17 protein-coding genes are annotated in these 20012 nt (G+C 73.1%); 8 read left to right on the top strand and 9 right to left on the bottom strand.

What is annotated here, in order from left to right; translation table 11 throughout:
- Positions 1-45 precede the first annotated feature (45 nt).
- Genes ACFYPD_RS06105 through ACFYPD_RS06090 form a run of 4 tightly spaced genes read left to right on the top strand, consistent with a single transcriptional unit; the run spans position 46 to position 1520 of the window.
- Positions 46-552, top strand: a complete 507-nt coding sequence (locus tag ACFYPD_RS06105; protein ID WP_387109576.1) for an MFS transporter — start codon at positions 46-48, stop codon at positions 550-552.
- Positions 549-689, top strand: a complete 141-nt coding sequence (locus ACFYPD_RS06100) for a hypothetical protein (RefSeq protein ID WP_387110624.1) — start codon at positions 549-551, stop codon at positions 687-689. Before ACFYPD_RS06105 ends, ACFYPD_RS06100 begins: the two co-directional genes overlap by 4 nt.
- Before the next feature lie 31 nt (positions 690-720).
- Positions 721-1044 carry an ArsR/SmtB family transcription factor gene (locus ACFYPD_RS06095; RefSeq protein ID WP_387109574.1) on the top strand — a complete coding sequence of 108 codons (324 nt, stop codon included), beginning with the start codon at positions 721-723 and terminating at the stop codon, positions 1042-1044.
- Entirely contained in the window at positions 1041-1520 is a 480-nt protein-coding gene (locus tag ACFYPD_RS06090; protein WP_387109572.1) for an SRPBCC family protein, read from the top strand. Before ACFYPD_RS06095 ends, ACFYPD_RS06090 begins: the two co-directional genes overlap by 4 nt.
- Before the next feature lie 291 nt (positions 1521-1811).
- Here the strand turns inward: ACFYPD_RS06090 and ACFYPD_RS06085 are convergent, their stop codons facing one another.
- Positions 1812-2204 carry a PPOX class F420-dependent oxidoreductase gene (locus ACFYPD_RS06085; RefSeq protein WP_387109570.1) on the bottom strand — a complete coding sequence of 131 codons (393 nt, stop codon included), beginning with the start codon at positions 2202-2204 and terminating at the stop codon, positions 1812-1814.
- A gap of 167 nt (positions 2205-2371) precedes the next feature.
- On the opposite strand from ACFYPD_RS06085, the gene ACFYPD_RS06080 reads away from it, so the two are divergent.
- Complete coding sequence (locus ACFYPD_RS06080) at positions 2372-3106, top strand: alpha/beta fold hydrolase (RefSeq protein ID WP_387109569.1); 735 nt, start codon at positions 2372-2374, stop codon at positions 3104-3106.
- A 39-nt stretch (positions 3107-3145) separates the two neighbouring features.
- Here the strand turns inward: ACFYPD_RS06080 and ACFYPD_RS06075 are convergent, their stop codons facing one another.
- Complete coding sequence (locus ACFYPD_RS06075) at positions 3146-4240, bottom strand: nucleotide disphospho-sugar-binding domain-containing protein (protein ID WP_387109568.1); 1095 nt, start codon at positions 4238-4240, stop codon at positions 3146-3148.
- Between the two features lie 76 nt (positions 4241-4316).
- On the opposite strand from ACFYPD_RS06075, the gene ddaH reads away from it, so the two are divergent.
- The gene (gene ddaH / locus ACFYPD_RS06070) at positions 4317-5087 is read left to right on the top strand and encodes a dimethylargininase (protein ID WP_387109566.1); all 771 of its coding nucleotides are present in this window, start codon (positions 4317-4319) and stop codon (positions 5085-5087) included.
- Between the two features lie 114 nt (positions 5088-5201).
- Positions 5202-8537 (top strand): S8 family serine peptidase, encoded by a 3336-nt coding sequence (locus ACFYPD_RS06065; protein WP_387109564.1) that lies wholly within the window; start codon positions 5202-5204, stop codon positions 8535-8537.
- 114 nt (positions 8538-8651) lie between these two features.
- Here ACFYPD_RS06065 and ACFYPD_RS06060 read toward each other — a convergent pair whose 3' ends face one another.
- The 7 genes from ACFYPD_RS06060 to ACFYPD_RS06030 all read right to left on the bottom strand — a co-directional run bounded on the left by ACFYPD_RS06060 (position 8652) and on the right by ACFYPD_RS06030 (position 18950).
- Positions 8652-10574 (bottom strand): BTAD domain-containing putative transcriptional regulator, encoded by a 1923-nt coding sequence (locus ACFYPD_RS06060; protein WP_387109562.1) that lies wholly within the window; start codon positions 10572-10574, stop codon positions 8652-8654.
- 81 nt (positions 10575-10655) lie between these two features.
- Positions 10656-11180: a sigma-70 family RNA polymerase sigma factor gene (locus ACFYPD_RS06055; protein ID WP_387109561.1), complete on the bottom strand. Its 525-nt coding sequence runs from the start codon at positions 11178-11180 to the stop codon at positions 10656-10658.
- Between the two features lie 114 nt (positions 11181-11294).
- A complete protein-coding gene (locus ACFYPD_RS06050) occupies positions 11295-14108 on the bottom strand; it encodes a BTAD domain-containing putative transcriptional regulator (protein ID WP_387109559.1) in 2814 nt (937 codons plus the stop codon).
- A 302-nt stretch (positions 14109-14410) separates the two neighbouring features.
- Complete coding sequence (locus ACFYPD_RS06045; RefSeq protein WP_387109558.1) at positions 14411-14863, bottom strand: iron chaperone; 453 nt, start codon at positions 14861-14863, stop codon at positions 14411-14413.
- A 227-nt stretch (positions 14864-15090) separates the two neighbouring features.
- Positions 15091-17367: a catalase/peroxidase HPI gene (gene katG / locus ACFYPD_RS06040; RefSeq protein WP_387109556.1), complete on the bottom strand. Its 2277-nt coding sequence runs from the start codon at positions 17365-17367 to the stop codon at positions 15091-15093.
- Entirely contained in the window at positions 17367-17819 is a 453-nt protein-coding gene (locus ACFYPD_RS06035) for a Fur family transcriptional regulator (protein ID WP_387109553.1), read from the bottom strand. The genes katG and ACFYPD_RS06035 overlap by 1 nt, the downstream gene beginning before the upstream one ends.
- Before the next feature lie 93 nt (positions 17820-17912).
- On the bottom strand, positions 17913-18950 hold the full coding sequence (locus tag ACFYPD_RS06030; RefSeq protein WP_387109550.1) for a saccharopine dehydrogenase family protein: 1038 nt from the start codon (positions 18948-18950) through the stop codon (positions 17913-17915).
- Positions 18951-19055: 105 nt separating this feature from the next.
- Between ACFYPD_RS06030 and ACFYPD_RS06025 the strand changes: the two genes are divergently transcribed.
- Positions 19056-20012: a helix-turn-helix domain-containing protein gene (locus ACFYPD_RS06025; protein ID WP_387109547.1), complete on the top strand. Its 957-nt coding sequence runs from the start codon at positions 19056-19058 to the stop codon at positions 20010-20012.

The raw sequence follows: 20012 nt of genomic DNA, 5'->3' as shown, positions 1-20012 counted from the left end.
ACGGCCCGGTCGAGGTCGCCCTGCCGGTCCACGTCGCCCACGGGGTTGCACGGCTCGCCCGGTCTGCTGGGTCTCTACTGGACGGTGTTCGGCATCGGGGCGACGGCCGGCGCCCTCGGGGCGGCGCTGCTGCGGCACCGCCCGCCGTGGCCGGTCCTGGTGAGCATCATCGTCGGGTGGGGCGCCGCCCTGCTCCCCCTCGGGCTCACCGATGCCGTCGTGCCCGGGCTGGTCGGCCTCGCCCTCGGCGGGCTGGTCTACGGCCCGTTCACCGCCATCTCCACGGCGCTGTTCCAGCGCGACACCCCACCCCAGGCGCTGAGCCGCGTGCTCGCCGCCCGCAGCGCGCTGACCACTCCCGCCACCGCGCTGGGCACCCTGGTGGGCGGTCCGGTCGTCGCCGCGGTCGGTGGGCGCCACACCCTGCTGATCTCCGCCGTGCTCACGATCGCGCTGGGCGCCGGTGTCGCGGCCGCCCTGCGGCTCGCCCGGTTCCGCCGGGAGCCGGCTCGGACGAGAAGCAGCGGACGCACCTCTACGATCCGAGCGTGACTCGCGTTACTCCGGCCCGACCGCCGTACCCGCTGCTCGCCGCCCTCCGGGCCATCTCCATCGCGGACCTCGCCCGCGACGTCGACGACGACTACGGCCCCAGCGCGCTCGCCGGCATTCGCGAGTGGCTGTCTTGACTGCCGCCAAGGTAAGTTGTAGCTTACGTTCGTGGCTACTTACCGAACAGGCGACGGGTGGGACGCGTTGGGTGACCCCACCCGGCGGGCCATCGTCGCCTGCCTGGCCGAGCGACCCCGTGCGGTCGGCGAACTCGCCGACGAGCTGCCGATCAGCCGACCGGCCGTGTCCCAGCACCTCAAGGTCCTCAAGGACGCCGGGCTGGTCACCGACCAGGCGGCCGGCACCCGCCGGGTCTACCGGCTCAACCCGGCGGGCGTGGCAGCGCTGCGGGACCAGCTGGACACGTTCTGGCACCGCGCGTTGGACAGCTACCAGGACGTCGTCGAACAACCGACCGAGGAGACCCCATGACCGAGACAACAGCCGCGGTGGTCCGCCGGCAGATCGTCGTCGAGGCGCCGCTGGAACGGGCGTTCACCGTGTTCACCGAGCGGTTCGGTGACTTCAAGCCGCCGGAGCACAACCTGCTCGGCGCGGCGATCGCGGAAACCGTGTTCGAACCCAAGGTCGGCGGCCACATCTACGACCGGGGCGTCGACGGCAGCGAGTGCCGCTGGGCGCGCGTGCTCGCCTACGAACCGCCGGACCGGGTGGTGTTCAGCTGGGACATCAGCCCCCAGTGGCAGGTCGAGACCGACCCGGACAACACCAGCGAGGTCGAGGTCCGATTCGTCGCCGAGACCCCGCAGCGCACCCGGGTCGAACTGGAACACCGCCACCTCGACCGGCACGGCCCGGGCTGGCCGTCGGTCCGCGACGGGATCGGCCACGACGAGGGATGGCCGCTCTACCTCACCCGGTACGCCGCCCTCTTCACCGACCGCTGACCGTGCCTGTGGGGACGTGACCGTGCGGGAGCGTCCCCACAGCGGCCGGTCGGCGCCCCGGCGGCGAGCGGCCCGCGCCGGTGGTCAGGTCTCGTAGAGCACCCGGCACGCCGGCACCCGGGTGGCCAGCTCCCGCTCGAACCAGGTATGGCCAGCCGGCGCAGTGCCGCGAGCACCCCTTCACCGCTGGCGTCGTGCGACGCCGGGGACAGGTCCACGGCGAGCGGCTCGTCGACGTCGACCGTGTCGCTGTCCGGCCTCATCCGGCCCGCGTACCCGCTGCCCCGAAGTTCAACCCGTGGAGCTGATCTTGTCGGCGCCGATCGTCATGATCACGCGCGTCTGGCCGCGGCCACCGAACCACGGATAGGGCCGGCCGAGATACTTCTGTGACAGCTGATCGATGTGCTCGGCGGCGCCGTGCTCGGTCAGGTCGAGGACCCGACCCCGTACCGCGACGTAGCGACTCGGGTTCTCGGGGTCGGCGATCGCCACCGCGACCCGAGAGTCGCGCACGACGTTGCGCACCTTCTGGAAGCCCTGGACGGTGTTGATGAGGATGTGCTTGCCGTCGGTGTCCACCCAGGTCTCGGTGATCTGGGGTGAGCCGTCGGGCATGAGGGTCGTGATGAAGCAGATGCTGGGCCTGAGGAGCAGGTCGACCAGGTTCTCGGGCAGATCCATGATCCGACACTAGGTCGGCCCCGGCGATCCCGCCCGGGCGCCGGGCATGTCTCGACCAACGGCGGGTATCGCCCGGGTGCTGCGCGCCGTTCCAGCCGTCGGCGAGCGGTGAGATCGACTGGACAGTACCTCGGCTTGTTCGGCACCGTCGACTGGAAGGATCGATCATGACCAACACCTCCTCGCGTCCCGGCAGGCCCACGGTCGTCCTGGTGCACGGCGCCTTCGCCGACAGTTCCGGTTGGAACGGGGTGGTCGAGCGGTTGACCGCGGCGGGCGTCGCCGTGAAGGCGGTACCCAACCCGCTGCGCGGCATCGCCGAGGACGCCGCGTACGTGGCGAGCGCGCTGCAGCAGACGCAGGGGCCGGTGCTCGCGGTCGGCCACTCCTACGGCGGGGCCGTCATCACGAACGCGGCCTCGCGGGTCGACAACGTCGTCGGGCTGGTCTACGTCGCCGCCTTCGCTCCCGAGGAAGGCGAGACCCTGATGGACATCGAGGGCGGTTCCAGGGACAGCGTCCTGACCGCTTCGCTGCTGCCGGTGCAGTATCCGACCGCCTCGGGCGCCGAGACGGAGTTCCTCATCGACCCGGCGAAGTTCCACGACGCGTTCGCTGCCGACGTCGCCGAGAAGGACGCCGCGGTCATGGCGGTCACCCAACGACCGGTCTCCTCGCTGGCCTTCTCCACCCCCACGACGAACCCGGCCTGGAAGAAGCTTCCCTCCTGGGCCGCCGTCGCCATCGGCGACCGGGCCGCCGGCAGTGACGTGGTGCTCCACATGGCCGAACGCGCCGGCGCCACGATCACCCGGATCGAGGCCTCCCACGTCGTCATGGTCACCCAGCCCCAGGCGGTCACCGACGTCATCATGCAGGCGCTCGACGGCGTCTCCCGGTGACCGCACCGGGCCGGCACCGTGGCTCTCGCCGAGGCAGTGTCACCGAAGGAGCGCGGTAAGCTCGGGCACCACGTCGGAGGGCGGCGGCATCGCGGCCATCTCGTCGCGGACCTCGCCCGCCGCCGTCCTGAGCGCCGCGTCGGTGACGAGCCGGGTCAGGACGTCCGGCGTGATCGCCCCGGCTGCCACGCCGAGACCGGCGCCGCGCCGCGCGACCACCTCGGCGTTGTGCCGCCGGTCGCCCGGGCCGGGCACGACGAGCTGCGGCACGCCGGCCGCCAGTGCACCCAGCACGCTGCCCGCCCCGCCGTGGTGCACGTACGCCGTCGCGTGCGGGAGCACCCGGTCCAGCGGCACGCGGCCGATCGCCCGGACGTTCTCCGGCAGCCGCGGCAGCCTGCCGGGTGGCCGGACGAGCACGATGTCGGCGTCCACCGCGGGCGCGGCGGCGATGATCGCCGCCGTCGGGTCGCCGCCGCCCGGACCGGCGACGGTGCTGCGGCTCACGATGATCCGCGGCCGCTCCCCGGCGCTCAGAAGCCAGGCCGGCACCTCTCCGCCGCCCGAGTACGGCACCGCCCGCATGGGCACCCCCGGTCTCGGCCCGGTCAGGCTCGGCGGTGACACGGTGATCGTGGCGGCCGGGGTGCCGATCCGGTGCCGCCTCATCGGCCGGCTCGCCGCCACGGCCGCGACGAGATCGGCGGCGGGGAACAGGTTGTTCTCCTGCAGCACGCCCGGAACTCCGATGCGCTCGGCGGCGATGCCCCCGGCCACGCCCAGCGGCTCGTAGACGATCAGGTCGGGCCGTTCGCGCCCGGCGAGCGCGACGACCGCGTCCGCGAACGTGGCGTTGGCGGCACCGAACAGCTCACCGACGACCGCGGTGCCGGCACGCCCGGCCAGCTCCCTGCGGGCGAGCAACGGGTGTCGCAGCAGGACCCGGCTGGCGGTCCGACCGAATGCGAACCCCGGCGCCACGTCGTGCGCCGCCAGGCCGCCGAGGTCGACGGTGAGGGCGTCGCCGCCACTCGCGATCAGCACGTCGTGGCCGGCGTCGCGCCAGGCGAGGGCGAGCGGGACCAGCGGCAGCAGGTGCCCCTGCAGCGGCGCGGAGACGACCAGGACGCGCATGGCCCTATTGAAACGGAAGACGCTCGGCGTCGTCGCCCCGTGGACGGTGGCGGGCAGAACCATGCAGACTGCTGGCATGACGCGAGGCATCGCCCTGGTCCGGCGACCCGGTGACCGGCTGGCCGAGGGGCTCGTCACCCACATCGAGCGCAGCGACGTGGACGTGGCGCGGGCCCGGCGCCAGCACGAGGCGTACCGGGCCGCGCTCGCCGAAGCCGGCTGGCAGGTGCGCGAGGTCGACCCCGCCGATCAGTGCCCCGACTCCGTGTTCGTCGAGGACACGGTCGTGGTCTGCGATGACCTGGCGGTGCTGAGCCGGCCGGGCGCGCCGGAGCGCCGTCCGGAGATCCCCGGCACCGAGAAGGCGGTACGGGAGGCCGGGCTGGAAGTCGTCCGCATCGAGGCTCCCGGCACGCTGGACGGCGGTGACGTGCTCCAGATCGGCACCACGGTGTACGTGGGTCGAGGCGGCCGCACGAACGGTGAGGGCGTCGCCCAGTTGCGCGCCCACCTGGCGACCCGCGGGCGCACGGTGGTCCCGGTCCCGCTGCGCGAGGTGCTGCATCTCAAGTCGGCCGTGACCGCGTTGCCCGACGGCACCCTCCTCGCGCTGCCGGAACTGCTCGACGCGTCCGCGCTGCGACAGCCGGTGCGCACGGTCGACGAGGAGGCCGGCTGCCACGTCGTACCACTCGGGGGTGACCTCGTGCTGATGGCCGCGTCGGCGCCGCGCACCGCGGCGCTCGTGGCGGACCTCGGCTTCGCGCCGGTCGTGGTCGACATCGACGAGTACGAGAAGCTCGAGGGCTGCGTCACCTGCCTGAGCGTGCTGATCCCCCGGGTCTGACCGATGGTCCCGCGCCGGCACCGCAATTGTGACCCACGTCACTCCGAGTGAACTGTCTCCCTCCGGCCACGTCCGGAGCACCTGGATACCTCTCGCGTTCATCCAGGGAGAATGATGCGTTCAACTCGCAAGTTATCGGCGCTGGCGCTACTGGCGCTGGGCGTCTCGGTGGTGGCCCCGGGCGGTACGCCGGTGTCGGCGCAGCCCCGAGCCGCCACGCCGGCGACCACACCCCCGGTCGCGTCCAAGCCCCGGGCGGTCACCCTGCTCACCGGCGACACCGTCCACGTCAGCACGGTGGACGGCCAGACGGCCGTCAGCGTCGTGCCGGGCAAGGGACGGGAGCGGATCCCGTTCATCACCCACAGCGCCGGCGAGGACGTGCGGGTCATCCCCGCCGACGCCGTCGGCCTGCTCAACCGCGGCAAGCTCGACCAGCGGCTCTTCGACATCACGACGCTGGTCGGCTTCGGCTACGACGACACCCGGGCCACCCTGCCGCTCATCGTCCAGCACCGCGGCGCCGCCCCCGCCGGCCTGGCCGGCGCCCGGACCACCCGGGAGCTCTCCGGGGCGAGCGCTGTCGGGGAGAACCGCGCGGACGCGGTGTCCTTCTGGAACAACCTCACGTCCACCTCGAGTGGCACCGAGCGGCAACTGCGGGCCGGGTTCGACAAGGTCTGGCTCGACGGGCTGCGGCACCCCACCCTCGACGTCAGCGTTCCGCTCACCGGCGCGCCGGAAGCCTGGCAGGCCGGCTGGACGGGAACGGGGGTGAAGGTCGGCGTGATCGACACCGGCATCGACCAGACCCACCCCGACCTGGCCGGCCGCGTCGCCGCCGCGGAGAACTTCACCGCCGACCCGGACGCCCTCGACCGGGTCGGCCACGGCACCCACGTCGCCTCCACGATCGCGGGCAGTGCGGCCGCGTCGCAGGGCCGCTTCAAGGGCATGGCGCCCGGCGCGACCCTTTACAGCGCCAAGGTCTGCACCGAGGTGGGCTGCCCGGAGTCGGCGATCCTGGCCGGCATGACCTGGGCGGCGCAGCAGGGCGTCAAGGTCGCGAACATGAGCCTCGGCGGCCCGGACAGCCCGGAAACCGACCCGATCGAGGCGGCCCTGGCCGACCTCACCCACCGCTACGGCGTGCTGTTCGTCGTCGCCGCGGGCAACAGCGGCGAGGGCGGCGAGGCCACGGTGAACTCGCCCGGCAGCGTGGACGAGGCGCTGACCGTGGGCGCCGTGACCAAGACGGGCGAGCTGGCCGCGTTCTCGAGCCGGGGTCCGCGCGCGAGCGACGCCGGTATCAAGCCGGACGTCACGGCGCCCGGCGTCGGCATCGTCGCCGCCCGCAGCTCGACCTCCACCATGGAGCCGGACGGCGAGAACCCGCAGTACACCAGCCTCAACGGCACCTCGATGGCGACTCCGCACGTCGCCGGCGCGGCGGCGATCCTGACCCAGCAGCACCCGACCTGGACGCCTGAGCGGATCAAGTCCACGCTGATGGCGGCCGCGCTGCCGAACGCCGCCATCGGTGTCTACGAGCAGGGCGCGGGCTTCCTCGACGTCGCCCGGGCGATCCGGCAGAACGTCACGGCGAGCCCGGTCAGCGTCGCCTTCGAGCGGACCAGCGCCGCGCAGCAGCGCACGATCACGTACGCGAACAGCGGCTCCTCCGACCTCACCCTGGCCGTCTCCCTCGATGCGAAGGACGCCGACGGCGCCCCGGCACCGGCCGGCCTGTTCAGCCTCGGCACCTCGTCCGTGACGGTCCCGGCCGGCGGCACGGCCACCGTGACCGTGAGCGTGCGGGCCGGCGCCGATCTGCCCGACCACTATTTCGGCGGTGAGGTGACCGCCACCGGCGGTGGTGTGCAGGTGCAGACCCCGGTCGCGCTGGACATCGCCCGCCGACAGCTCAGCCTCAAGCTCATCGGGCCGGACGGCGGCGCGCCCACGCCCGAGCAGGGTTGGGTGACCCTCCTGACCGACCTGGACCGGCAGACCGTCATGGTGTTCGACAACCCGGCGATCACCACGTACCGGGTCCACCCGGGCCGCTACCTGGTCCAGACCTACCTGTTGACCGGCGACCCGTTCCTCCCGCACGTCACCTCGCTGGTGCGCCCGAGCCTCGACCTGACCACGGACCAGGCGCTCACCGTGGACGCCCGCCTGGCGAAGCCGATCGCGGTGTCGGTGCCGAACCCGGCGGCCACTGCGGTCCATCAGGAGTTCGGCTGGACGATCCGGACCGAGCAACCGCAGATCTGGGGCAGCAACGACCCGTTCGGCGTGGTGATGGGCATCCCCCTCGACCACGTGCGGACCGCGCAGATCGGGGCCGCCAGGACGCCGGGCTTCGTCTCCTACGTCAACGGGATGTGGGGTCAGGTGGCCGAGGACGGCAGCCTGCACAACAGCCCGTACGTCTACCGGGTCTACCTCTACGAGCCGCAGAAGATGATGACCGGGCTGACCCGCAAGCTGCGCGCGGGCGACTTCGCGACGGTCCGCTCCCGGATCAGCGCGGACGTGGCCGACGTTCCGGTTTCGCGGACCGCGGTCGCGCACGCGCCCGGCAACTCGCCGGTCTACCGGGACGAGCGCAGCATCCCGCCGAGCTTCAGCTACGACGCGCCGAGCACCATCACCGAGTACTACAACCAGGACAAGAAGGCGGTGTGGCAGTCGACCTCGTCGCAGCTGAGGTACACGTACTACCAGTCGGCGTGGACCAGCTTCCGGCCCGGCGGCACGTACGACGTGAAGTGGGCCAACGGGGTGGCCGGCCCGGTCTTCCCGGAGCCGAACTTCGGCCAGCAGTTCGCCACCCGCTACTGGGGCGACCAGATCGGCGGGCCGGGGCCGCTGCACGGCGACGGCTACGGGCACATGGGCTTCCGGCACGTCGTCGGCGGCAGCGTGGAGGTGAACCTCTACCGCAACGGGGTCAAGATCGGCGACGCGAACGAGACGCCCTGGGTGTGGAACGTGCCCGCCGAGAAGGGTGACTACCGGTTGGCCGCGACCTTCCGCAGCGACCCGGCGTTCACCCTGTCGACGGTGGTCGACGCCGAGTGGACCTTCACGTCCGCGCACGTGCCCGACGGCGAACTGGTGAAGCTGCCGATGACGGCGATCCGGTACACCCCGGAACTCGACATCGACAACCGGGCGCCGGCCGGCCGGCTGTTCCCGATCCCGGTCTCGCTCGACCGTCAGATCGGGGCGGCGCCGGGCCGGACCAGGACCCTGACCGTCGAGGCGTCCTTCGACGACGGCAGGACCTGGCGGCAGCTGACCGTGAAGCGGTCCGGCGAGAAGGCGGTCGCCTGGGTGCGCAACCCGACCGGCACCGGCTTCGTCTCGCTGCGGGCCGCCGCGACGGACACCAGCGGTAACACGGTCAAGCAGACCATCATCCGCGCCTACCGGTACTGAGCACGGGCCCCGGACGCGGCGCCCACCGGCGCCGCGTCCGGGGTCACCGGTGCCAGAGCAGCCGATCGCGGATCGCCTGCTGCCGCATCGCCATGGCGTGCGGCAGGTCGTCGATCATGGAGTACGTGCGTACCAGCCGTCCCGCTCCGCCGCGTCGTCGTGTTCCTCTCCCAGTTCCGCGGCATAGGCGCGCAGCAGGTCATGCATCCGCCACCGGTCGTCGCCCGGCTGCACCAGCAGGTGCGCCGCGAGCTCGGCGAGCAGGCCGCGGGCGGAGTGCAGGGACAGGCCGGCCAGGGCGGCCGCCGCCTCCGTGCTCAGCGCCGGGGCCGGGTGCAGGGGCAGCAGCCGGAAGAGCCGGGCCGCCTCGGGGGTCAGGGCCCGGTAGGACCAGGAGAAGATCGCCTCCAGATCGGCGTGTGCGGCACCGAAGCCGGCCAGCCGGCCGTCGGCCTCGGCCAGTTCACCGGCGACCGCGGGCAGGCTGAGCGCGGGCCGGCCGACGGTGCGGGTGGCGACCAGTGCCAGGGCGAGCGGCAGCCCGCCGCACCGCGCGACGATCTCCTCGACGGCGGCCGGGTCGGCGGCCGTCCCGTCGCCGAGCCAGCGGGTGAGCAGTTCGCGGGCCTCGGCGTCGGTCAGCAGGTCGAGGTGCAGCGGGTGGGCGTTCGCCGGGCCGGCCACGCCGGTGATCCGGCGGCGGCTGGTGGCGATGACGAGACTGCCGCCGGCGCCGGGCAGCAGGTGCCGGATCTGGTCCCAGTCGCGGCAGTTGTCGAGCAGGATCAGCATCCGGCGCTCGGCCAGGATGCTGCGGTAGAGGCCGGCCTGGGCGGGCAGCTCGGCCGGGATGGCGGCCGGCGCGACCCCGAGGGACCACAGGAAGCCGCGCAGCGCCTCCGCCGGCGTCATCACCGAGTCGCCGGAGTCGAAACCGCGCAGGTCGGCGTGCAACTGCCCGTCAGGGTAACGGGCGGCGAGTTGGTGGGCCAGGTGCACCGCCAGGGTGGTCTTTCCGACGCCGGGCATCCCGTCGATCACCAGCGCGGTGGCCGGTCGGTCTCCGGCCAGCAGCTCCTCCGCGGCAGCCACCAGGTCGCGGCGGCCGCTGAAGTAGGGATGGTCGGCCGGCAACTGCGCCGGCGGCCCGGCGCTGCTCGGCTGCGACAACTCCCGCTCGGCCGGCGGCAACAATGCGGCCTCCGCGCCGCCCGGCGGCGCTCCGGGCCGAATGATGGCCGCTCCGACGCCGCGCCGCGACCCGGACCCGTCGGCCGGGGCGTCGTCGTCGAGCAGGCTGTCCCGGGCCGCCCGCAGGTCGGCGCCCGGCCGGATGCCGAGCTCGTCGGCGAGCCGGTGCGCGATGTCGGCGTACGCGTCGAGGGCCTCGGCTCGCCGGCCGTCCGCGGCGAGCGCGAGCAGCAGTCGCGCCTGGAGTGCCTCGTCCAGCGGCTCCTGTTCGGCGGCCAGCCGGATCGCGGGCAGCACCGCGTGGACGCACCCGGCGCGCAGAGCGGCGTCGGTCGCCGCCCGGACGGCGGCGAACTGCTCGCCGTCGACGGCGACGAACTCCGGATGGGTACGGCCGCCGGCCTGCACGCCCGAGGCGCACCGGTCGCGCCACAGCGCCAGCGCCTCCCGGTAGAGCTCGACCGCCGGTTCGCCGGAGCGGCCACCGGCTTGGGCGACCAGGCGCCGGAAGCGCAGCAGGTCGAGCGAATCCTCCTCGATCAGCAACCGGTACGCGGCGCCGTCGCGGATCAGCACCGAGCCCGCTGCCCGCGTCGGCAGTCCCGGCTCGAAGATCCGCCGGAGCATCCCGACGTGCCGGTGCACCACGTTGACCGCGCTGGGTGGGGGGTCGGACTCCCAGAGCAGGTCGACGAGCTCGGCGACGCTGACCGCGCCGCCCGCCCGGGCGAGCAGGAACGCCAGGATCAGCCGCTGCTGCCGGGTGCCCAGGTCGAGCTCGGACCCGCCGCGCCAGGCCCGCACCGGGCCGAGAACGGCGAAGGAGAGCGGGCTGGTCATCCTCATGCGATCCGCACGGAGCTGGTTGCCACGATTGCCACAGCATGGCAGGGCCCGCCGCGAGACAGGCGGCGGGGTCTTTCCTGCTCAGGCCGCCTTGAGGCCGGTGCGCAGGGCCCGCAGGGCATGGTGGGTCCGGGACTTCACCGTGCCGATCGGCACCCCCAGCCGGCCCGCGACCTCTTCCGGTGACCGCCCGACCAGGAAGACCTCGGAGAGCAGACTGCGCTGCGCCGGGCTCAGCCGGCGGAGCGCGCGCCGGATGGCGTAGGACGCCAGCGCGGTGCCGGTGGTGTCGTCACCGGCGGGAATCCAGGTCATGTCGACGAGATGGACCTCGGCCGGCCGACCCCGCCGCCGCCGGACCCTGTCGATGACGAGCCGCCGGGCGACGGTGAGGAGCCACCGGCGGGCGGCATCGGGCTCGGCCGGCACCGAGTCGAGGTGCCGCCAGGCCCGCAGCATCGTCTCCTGGAGCAGATCCTCGGCGGTCTGCCGCTGCCCGCGGGTCAGCACGAGCAGGAGACGCAGCACGGCACGGGCGTGGTCCGCGTGCAGCTCGGTCATGCGCTCGGCCCGGCCGTCCGGTGATGCGTCGGGTGCCCACAGCACGATCTCTCCCCCATCCGCAGCGGCAACGGTGAATGAGGCAGGAGCCTAGGGACGGCGGATGCGAATGTACTGACGCGCAAGTGCGAATCGAGTGCCGTCGCCGACCGCGATCGGTCACGGACGCGACGTGACCGCCGCGAGCAGGTCGGCCAGCCGCCGGCCGGTCGGAGTGTGCGCGGACGGAATCAGAGCCAGCGCCTCCTGCCACGCCCGCACCGCGCCGTCCTGGTCGCCGGCCGCGGCGAGGGCGTCGCCGAGCAGCGCCAGCACCTCCGCGGCCGGCGCCGACGCCGAGGCCTCCTGGTAGGCGACGGCCGCCTCGCGCCAGCAGTCGACGGCCTTGTCGAGCTCCCGGCGTGCGGCATGCACCTGGCCGAGCACCTCCCACGCCTCGGCCACTCCCAACCGGTACCGCGCTCCGCGCGACAGCGCCATGGCCTGCTCGGCGCAGCGCATGGCCTCGTCCCCCCGGCCCAGTTCGGCGTAGCTCGCGCCCATGATCACCAGGACGTCCGCCCGCAGTTTGTCGTCTCCGGCCGCCCATGGCCCCAGCGCTGCGGAAAGCGCCCGGACCACCTCCTCGTGTCGCCCCTGGGCGCTCAGGATCATCGCTCGGTTGATCCCGGCCCGGGTCATCTCGCCGTACAGGCCGAGCCGGGCGAGCAGCTCGACCGCTTGGTCGAGATGCCCGACCGCGGTCTCGTGCTCGTGCCGGTAGTAGGCCGCCCCGGCCAGGCTGCGGTGGATCCGGGCCTGCCCGACCAGGTCGCCGCCCGCCCGGGCGGCCGCGAGGGCCACCTCGCCGGTCGTCGTCCAGTCGGCCCACCGGCCGCTGCGTTCGAAGAAGTGCTGCATCCCCAGGGCGAGCTGCCAGGCCTCGGTGTGCCGGCCCTGCCGGGCGGCCCGGCCGACCAGCGCGATCAGGACCTGCCGCTCGGCGGTGAACCAGCGCATGGCGTCGTCGTGCCCGGCGAAGCGCAGCGGAGTCTCGCCCGGCCCCGGCTCGATCATCGGGTGGTATTCCGAGGCGAGCAGCCAGCGGTGCGCCCGATAGGCGGTGGCCCGGTAGAACTGCAGGCAGCGGAGCTCCGCGGCGGCGCGCTCGGCCGGCCCGTCGTTCTCCTCGCCGAGCTCCGCGGCGTAGGCCCGCAGCAGGTCATGGGTGCGGTAGCGGCCCGGCAGGTCCTCGCTGATCAGGTGCGCGCGGCTCAGCTCGCCGAGCAGTGACCGCGCGACCCGCAGCGGGACGCCAGCCAGCCCCGCCGCGCCGGCGACCGAGATGTCGGGGCCGGGATGGATCGGCAGCAGCCGGAAGAGCCGGGCGGCCGGGGCGGACAGCGCCTGGTAGGACCAGGAGAAGACGGCACGCAGGCCGGTCTGCGGGTCGTCGCCGTCGAAGCCGTCCAGACTCCCGGGCGCCCGGGCCAGCTCTGCGGCGATCTGCGCCGGTGGCGTCCCCGGCAGGCTCGCCGCGCGGGCCGCCACCACGGCCAGCGCGAGCGGCAGCCGCCCGCAGCTCGCGATGATGGCGTCGATCGCGGCCGGGTCCGCCGCGACGCGGCCGGCGCCGAGCGGCCGCGTCAGCGCCGCGCGGGCCTCCTCGACGCTCGGCAGGCCGACCGGCAAGGGGTGGGCGCCGGCCGTGGTCAGCAGGCCACTGAGCCGGCTGCGGCTGGTGACGATCACCAGACAGCCGGGGCAGCCGGGCAGCAGGTGGCGGATCTGCTCGGCGTCCCGGCAGTTGTCGAGCAGGATGAGCAGGCGCCGGCCGGCGAGGCTGCTGCGGTACAGGCCCGCCTGGGCGTGCAGCTCGGCGGGAATGCCCTCCTGAGGCACCCCGAGCGAGCCGAGGAAGCCGCGCAGCGCCTCGGCCGGGCTCATCGCCGGCTCCCGCCCGTCGTATCCGCGCAGGTCGACATACAGCTGCCCGTCCGGGTAGCCGGCGGCGAACCCGTGGGCGAGGTGGACGGCGAGGGCGGTCTTGCCGATCCCGGGCATGCCGTCGATCGCGAGCACCCCCGGCCCGCCCGGGCGCCCGACCGCCGCGCGGGCCTCGGCGATGAGGTCGTCCCGGCCGCTGAAGAAGGGCAGGTCCGGCGGCAGCTGCGCGGGGCGCGGGAGCGGCGCCGGCGATGCGGTCCGCGCCGGCCGGGTGCGCTGGTGCAGCACCCGGTCGTACGCCTCCCGCAGCTCCTCACCGGGGTCGACGCCCAGGTCCTCGGCGAGCCGGTGGCGCACCGCCCGGTACGTCTCGACGGCTTCCGCCTGGCGGCCGTCGGCGGCGAGCGCCAGCAGTAGGCGGCTCTGCAGCGACTCGTCGAACGGGTGCTGCTCGGCGGCCTGCCGCAGCGGCGCCAGCACCGCGCTCAACCTGCCGCAGCGCTCGGCGGCGTCGGCGGCCCCGCGCGCGGCTTCGGCGCGTTCGGCCTCCACGGCGAGGAACGCGGGGTGCAGGCGGGAGGCCGGTTCCAGACCCGCGGCGCACCGGCCGCGCCACAGCCGCAGCCCGTCGAGGGAATGCCGCAGCGCCGACTCCGGGTCGCCGTCCTGCAGGCTCCGGGCCGCCCGCTGGCTCAGCGACCGGAACGTCAGCAGGTCGAGGGACTCCTCGTCGGCGCGCAGCCGGTAGCCCGAGAGCTCCCGGAGGATGTGCCGGCCCGCCGACCGGGTGGGCAGGCCGGGCTCGAACAGCCGCCGGAGCATCCCGACGTGCCGGTGCACGACGTTCGCGGCGCTGGCCGGGGCATCCTCGTCCCAGAGCAGGTCGACCAGCTCGGCCAGGGAGACCGGCAGCCCGGCCCGGGCCAGCAGCAACGCGAGCACCAGGCGCTGCTGGCGGGCGCCCAGGCGCAGCTCGGCGCCGGCGCGGACGACCCGGATCGAGCCGAGCACCGAGAAACCGACCGTGTCGCCCGCCTCCGCTCCCACAGCGGCCACGGTAACGGGCCGGCCCGCCGGCCGGAGCTTGCGATCCGGCAAGGGGCGAGGCTACGGCTTGTTCAGGTACGCGAGCACGGCGAGGACCCGGCGGTTGGTGTCGTCGTCGACCATGCCGAGCTTGCCGAACATGCTGGTGGTGTGCTTGCTGAGGCGCCTTCGCTCAGGACGAGGCGGCGGCCGATGGCCTGGTTCGACAGCCCCTCGGCCGGGCCCGATCCCCGATAGCAGGATGCGGCTACCCGCCGGCCCTGGCCTCGCGCCCAGGGCCGGCGGGTAGCCGCGACGGCACCTCAGCTCACGGCCCGCCTCACGAGCGCGGCGATGCGCGCCTCCACCTCGGCCGTCACCTCGGTCAGGGCGAAGGCGCTCGCCCACATCGTGCCCTCGTCCAGCTTCGCCTGGTCGCTGAACCCGAGCGTCGCGAAGCGCGCCTTGAACTTCTCCGCGCTCTGGAAGAAGCAGACGACCTTGCCGTCCAGCGCGTAGGCGGGCATCCCGTACCAGAGCTTCGGCGCGAGGACGGGGGCGCTGGCCGTCACGACGGCGTGGACCCGCTCGGCCATGACCCGGTCCGGGTCCGGCATCTCGGCGATCTTCGCGAGCACACTCCGCTCCGCCTCCGCCTCCTTGTCCGCGCGCGAGCCGCGGCGCGCCGCGGTCCTCAGCTCCTGGGCGTGGTCCTTCATCGCGGCTCGCTCCTCGGCCGTGAATCCCTCGTACCCGCTGGTCCTGGTGCTGGCCATGGTCCCCCCTGTGCCCGTGGGCCCGGCGTATCCTCGCCGGCCCGATCACTGTGGTCACAGCCTCCCCCGGCCGGGGCTCGAGCCGCTTCCGTGCTGACCACGGAAACCACCACGGACACCGGGTCGGTGGGCCCGCTCGGCAACCCGGGAGACCGGCACCAGCCGATGACGAACGAGCCCCGGTCGATCGCTGGTGGATCGACCGGGGCTCGTCGGTTGGAGCCGGATCAGACGATGTCGAACCGGTCCAGTTCCATGACCTTCGTCCAGGCGGCGACGAAGTCCGCCACGAACTTGTCGCGCGCGTCCTGGCTGGCGTAGACCTCCGCGAGGGCCCGCAGCTGGGAGTTGGAGCCGAAGATGAGGTCGACCGCGGTGGCGGTCCACTTCACCTCGTCGGTGGCCAGGTCCCGGATCTCGTACACGTGCTCGTCGGACTCCGACGCCTTCCACCGGGTGCCCGGGGAGAGCAGGTTGGCGAAGAAGTCGTTGGTGAGCACGCCGGGCCGGTCGGTGAGGACGCCGTGCCGCGTACCGCCGACGTTGGCCCCGAGGGAGCGCAGGCCGCCGATGAGGACGGTCATCTCCGGGGCGGTCAGGTTGAGCATGTAGGCACGGTCGATGAGCAGCACCTCCGGCTGGGTCTTCTCACCCGGACGCAGGTAGTTGCGGAACCCGTCGGCGCGTGGCTCGAGGACCCGGAAGGACTCGACGTCGGTCTGCTCCTGCGAGGCGTCGGTGCGGCCCGGGCGGAACGGCACGGTCACCTCGACGCCGGCGTCGCGCGCCGCCTTCTCCACCGCGGCCGAGCCGGCCAGCACGATCAGGTCCGCGAGCGAGATCTTCGCGCCGCCGGCGGAGTTGAACTCCCGCTGGATGCCCTCGAGGGTCGCCAGGACGGTCGCGAGCTGCTCGGGCTGGTTGACCTCCCAGTTGCGCTGCGGCTCGAGACGGATCCGCGCGCCGTTGGCGCCACCGCGCTTGTCGGTGGACCGGAAGCTCGCGGCGGAGGCCCAGGCGGTGGAGACCAGCTGAGCGGTCGTGAGGCCGGACTCCAGGACCTTCGCCTTGAGAGCGGCGACGTCGGCGTCACGTACGAGCTCGTGGTCGACGGCCGGCACCGGGTCCTGCCACAGCTGGGGCTCCGCCACCCACGGCCCGAGGAAGCGGTCGACCGGACCCATGTCGCGGTGCAGCAGCTTGTACCAGGCCTTGGCGAACGCCAGCGCGAACTCGTCGGGGTTCTCCAGGAACCGGCGGGAGATCTTCTCGTACGCCGGGTCGACGCGCAGCGACAGGTCGGTCGTCAGCATCGTCGGCTTGTGCTTCTTCGACGGGTCGTAGGGGTCCGGGATGATCGCCTCGGCGTCCTTGGCGACCCACTGCTTGGCGCCGCCGGGGCTCGTGGTGAGCTCCCACTCGTAGCCGAAGAGGATCTCGAAGAAGCGGTTGCTCCACTGCGTCGGCCGGTCGGTCCAGGTCACCTCGAGACCGCTGGTGATCGTGTCCGGGCCCTTGCCGGTGCCGTGGGTGTTCAGCCAGCCCAGGCCCTGCGCCTCCAGCGGGGCGCCCTCGGGCTCGGGGCCCACGTGGTCGTCGGCGACGGCGGCGCCGTGGGTCTTGCCGAAGGTGTGGCCACCGGCGATGAGGGCGACGGTCTCCTCGTCGTTCATCGCCATCCGGGCGAAGGTCTCGCGGATGAAGTGCGCCGCCGCGAGCGGGTCCGCGTTGCCGCGGGGACCCTCCGGGTTGACGTAGATGAGACCCATCTCGGTCGCCCCGACGTCGCCCACCATCTCCTTCTCGGAGGCGTAGCGCTCGTCGCCGAGCCAGGTGTCCTCCGGACCCCAGAAGATCTCCTCGGGCTCCCAGACGTCCTCGCGGCCGAAGCCGAAGCCGAAGGTCTTGAAGCCCATCGACTCCAGGGCGACGTTGCCGGCGAGCACGAGCAGGTCGGCCCAGGAGATCTTCTGGCCGTACTTCTGCTTGACCGGCCAGAGCAGCCTGCGGGCCTTGTCGAGGTTGGCGTTGTCCGGCCAGCTGTTCAGCGGGGCGAACCGCTGATTGCCGTCGCCGGCGCCGCCGCGACCGTCGTGGATGCGGTAGGTGCCGGAGGCGTGCCAGCTCATCCGGATCATCAGGCCGCCGTAGTGGCCGAAGTCGGCCGGCCACCAGTCCTGCGAGGTGGTGAGGACGGTGACGATGTCCTGCTTGAGGGCCTCGACGTCGAGCTTGGCGAACTCCTTGGCGTAGCTGAAGTTCTCCCCCAGCGGGTTGCCCTTCGGCGACTGGGCGTGCAGCACCGACAGGTCGAGCTGGTTGGGCCACCAGTCCCGGTTGGTGCGCGGCCGACCGCCGGTCTTCGGGGTCGGCGAGTCGATCGCCGGGTTCTCGCTCTCGCTGCCGTGCGCGGTCACGGAGTCGTGCGCGACCGGGCAGCCGACCGCCGCCTTCTTGTCCACGCCCTGGGCGCTGGAGGGAGCGTTGTCCTGGGTGTCGCTCATCAATTTCCTTCCGAACTGGCGGATCGCTGGGAGGTGCGTTCGGTCGCGCAGTCGGGGCAGGTGCCCCAGTAGACGACCTCCGCCTCGTCGACCAGGAACCCCTGGTCATCGGAGGCGGTGAGACAGGGAGCCTGGCCCACGGCGCAGTCGACGTCGGCGATCGCGCCGCAGGAGCGGCACACGACGTGGTGGTGGTTGTCCCCCACCCGCGACTCGTACCGGGCGGTGGCGCCCGCCGGCTGGATGCGCCGCACCAGACCGGCGTCGGTGAGCGCACGCAGCACGTCGTACACCGTCTGGTGGGAGACCGTGGGTTGATCCGCCCGCACCAGGGCGATCACCGTGTCGGTGTCGACGTGCGGGTGGTCGCGCAGCGCGGCGAGCACCGCCAACCGGGGCCGGGTGACGCGCAACGAGACCGCCCGAAGCTGGGTCTCGAAGTCAGACGTCATGCGACGAACATAGCTCACTCTTTTGGAATGAATCAAGTTTTGCCGCGATTCAATCCGCCCAAAAGATACTCGTCCTTCGGGTCGAAACTACACCTACTGGGACGAGACAACCGAGAGGTGGGCGGACAGGGCGCGGAGGAAATCGGGCGCGTCGAAGATCCCGCCGGCGGAGGCCACACCGCTCGTCCGCGTCCGACCAGCGAGAATGCGATGGACCGCTTCGACCGCCAGCGGTGCGCTGATGGCGTAGATGTCCTGGCCGCTGGCGACGACGCGTCGTTGCACGTCGCCGGAGCGCACGATGACGTCGACGGTGAACGTCTGCGCGGACCGGCCGAGCGCGTCGACCGCAGCCGGTGCGGGCGTGTCCGGGCCGGCCAGGTCCCGGGCGGCGTCAGTGGTCATGTAGGTGCGCACCTCGGGGATGGACAGGTGGCTGGGGACGGTGACGACGTCGGCCATCGTGAACCCGCCGAGGACGGTCCGGGGACCCATCGGAGCGGGGAAGGTCCATTCCAGAGTCGGCAGGTCGCCCTCGTCGAGGTGATACTCCAGCCGGCCACCGGTGTAGCGGACCCGTCGGCCGTGGCGCCGTTCCCGGGAGACGGTGCCCGAGGCGAGGGTCCCGGCCGTGGGGTGCCAACCGCTCAGTCCGTACGCGACGTGCGCCTCGTCGGCCGCCGTCCACTCACCCATCGCCGTCGTGACCAGCAGATCGCCGAGCCCGCCGAAGAAGGCCATCGCCGGGACCACCGCGACGCCCGCCATGCGAGCGCGCTCGGTGAAGTGCGCGAACGTGTCGAGGTTGGCCTCGATCTCCGCCGCCACATCCACGTACGGGACCCCGGCGCGCAGAGCGGCTTCGATCACGGGGGCCGCGGTCGAGGCGAACGGGCCGGCGCAGTTGACGACCGCGGCCGCACCCTTCACTGCCCGGTCGAGCGAGGCCGGATCGTCGGCCGAGGCCACCCGGTGTTCCAGCCCCGGATGCGACACCGCCAACGCCTGGAGCCTGCCCGCGTCGCGACCGAGGAGAAGCGGGACGAACCCGCGATCGCGCAACTCCGTCACCACGAACCGTCCGGTGTGTCCGTACGCACCGAACACCGCCACGGTCTGCTCCGAACCCATCTGCTGCTCCTCCGTGCCCGCCGGAAAGATCGACTGAGGAGATCCTCCGGCAGCGGCCCGCCCCGGACCAGTGTCCGGAACGCCATGCCCCGTACAGTTTCGGACATGGCCACCATCGCACTCGCCGCCACCGACGGGATGCTGCACTTCGAGCTCGCCATGGCGTGCGAGGTCTTCGCCCGCGACCCCTCCGGCCTGGCAGACCCGTGGTACGACCTCGTGGTCTGCGGCCCGCGCCCGGTCGGCATCGGCAGGTTCCGGCTGGAGCCCGACGACGGGTTGGACCGACTCGCCCGCGCCGACACCGTGATCATTCCGGCCGTGGAAGACATCGACGCGGACGTGCCACCCGACCTGCTCGACGCCGTCCGCGCGGCTCACGATGCGGGCGCTCGGATGGTCTCGCTGTGCACGGGCGCGTTCGTGCTGGCCGCCGCCGGGGTGCTGGACGGGCTGCGCGCGACCACCCACTGGGCGCACACCGAGGCGCTGGCCGCCCGCCATCCCCGGGTGACGGTCGACCCGGACGTGCTCTACGTCGACAACGGCACCGTGCTCACCTCGGCCGGCAAAGCCGCCGCGGTCGACCTGTGCCTGCACCTGATCCGCCGCAACCACGGCTCGACGGTCGCCAACGCCGTCGCCCGCCGCCTGGTCGTGCCGCCGCATCGCGCCGGCGGCCAGGCCCAGTTCGTCACCACCCCGGTGCCCGCCCGCGACGACCATCCCCTCGCCAACCTGCTGCCCTGGGCCATGGAACGGCTCAACCGTCCGCTGACCGTGGAGGACCTGGCTCGCCAGGCGAACATGAGCTCGCGCAACCTGGCCCGCCACTTCATGTCGGCAACCGGCACCACCCCGATGCAGTGGCTGTCGACGCAGCGGATCCGCCGGGCCCAGGAGCTGCTGGAGAACACCGACAAGAGCATCGACGCCATCGCGCAGGCGGCCGGCATGGGCACCGCCACGACCCTGCGCCGACACTTCAACCGCACCGTCGGCGTGCCTCCGGAGGCCTACCGTCGCACCTTCCGCAGCCCCTGGCCCTCGGCCTCAGCCTGA

It is taken from the genome of Micromonospora sp. NPDC005299 (assembly GCF_042872345.1).
GTDB lineage: Bacteria > Actinomycetota > Actinomycetes > Mycobacteriales > Micromonosporaceae > Micromonospora.
This window is presented reverse-complemented; position numbering and strand designations above follow the sequence as displayed.

Bases quoted from the DNA above. Each gene is read 5' to 3' on its own strand.
- ACFYPD_RS06035 (WP_387109553.1), bottom strand. From the start codon at position 17,819: ATGACGTCTGACTTCGAGACCCAGCTTCGGGCGGTCTCGTTGCGCGTC.
- ACFYPD_RS06060 (WP_387109562.1), bottom strand. From the start codon at position 10,574: ATGAGGATGACCAGCCCGCTCTCCTTCGCCGTTCTCGGCCCGGTGCGG.
- ACFYPD_RS06090 (WP_387109572.1), top strand. From the start codon at position 1,041: ATGACCGAGACAACAGCCGCGGTGGTCCGCCGGCAGATCGTCGTCGAG.
- ACFYPD_RS06085 (WP_387109570.1), bottom strand. From the start codon at position 2,204: ATGGATCTGCCCGAGAACCTGGTCGACCTGCTCCTCAGGCCCAGCATC.
- ACFYPD_RS06030 (WP_387109550.1), bottom strand. From the start codon at position 18,950: ATGGGTTCGGAGCAGACCGTGGCGGTGTTCGGTGCGTACGGACACACC.
- ACFYPD_RS06080 (WP_387109569.1), top strand. From the start codon at position 2,372: ATGACCAACACCTCCTCGCGTCCCGGCAGGCCCACGGTCGTCCTGGTG.
- ACFYPD_RS06075 (WP_387109568.1), bottom strand. From the start codon at position 4,240: ATGCGCGTCCTGGTCGTCTCCGCGCCGCTGCAGGGGCACCTGCTGCCG.
- ACFYPD_RS06045 (WP_387109558.1), bottom strand. From the start codon at position 14,863: ATGGCCAGCACCAGGACCAGCGGGTACGAGGGATTCACGGCCGAGGAG.
- ddaH (WP_387109566.1), top strand. From the start codon at position 4,317: ATGACGCGAGGCATCGCCCTGGTCCGGCGACCCGGTGACCGGCTGGCC.
- katG (WP_387109556.1), bottom strand. From the start codon at position 17,367: ATGAGCGACACCCAGGACAACGCTCCCTCCAGCGCCCAGGGCGTGGAC.
- ACFYPD_RS06065 (WP_387109564.1), top strand. From the start codon at position 5,202: ATGCGTTCAACTCGCAAGTTATCGGCGCTGGCGCTACTGGCGCTGGGC.
- ACFYPD_RS06025 (WP_387109547.1), top strand. From the start codon at position 19,056: ATGGCCACCATCGCACTCGCCGCCACCGACGGGATGCTGCACTTCGAG.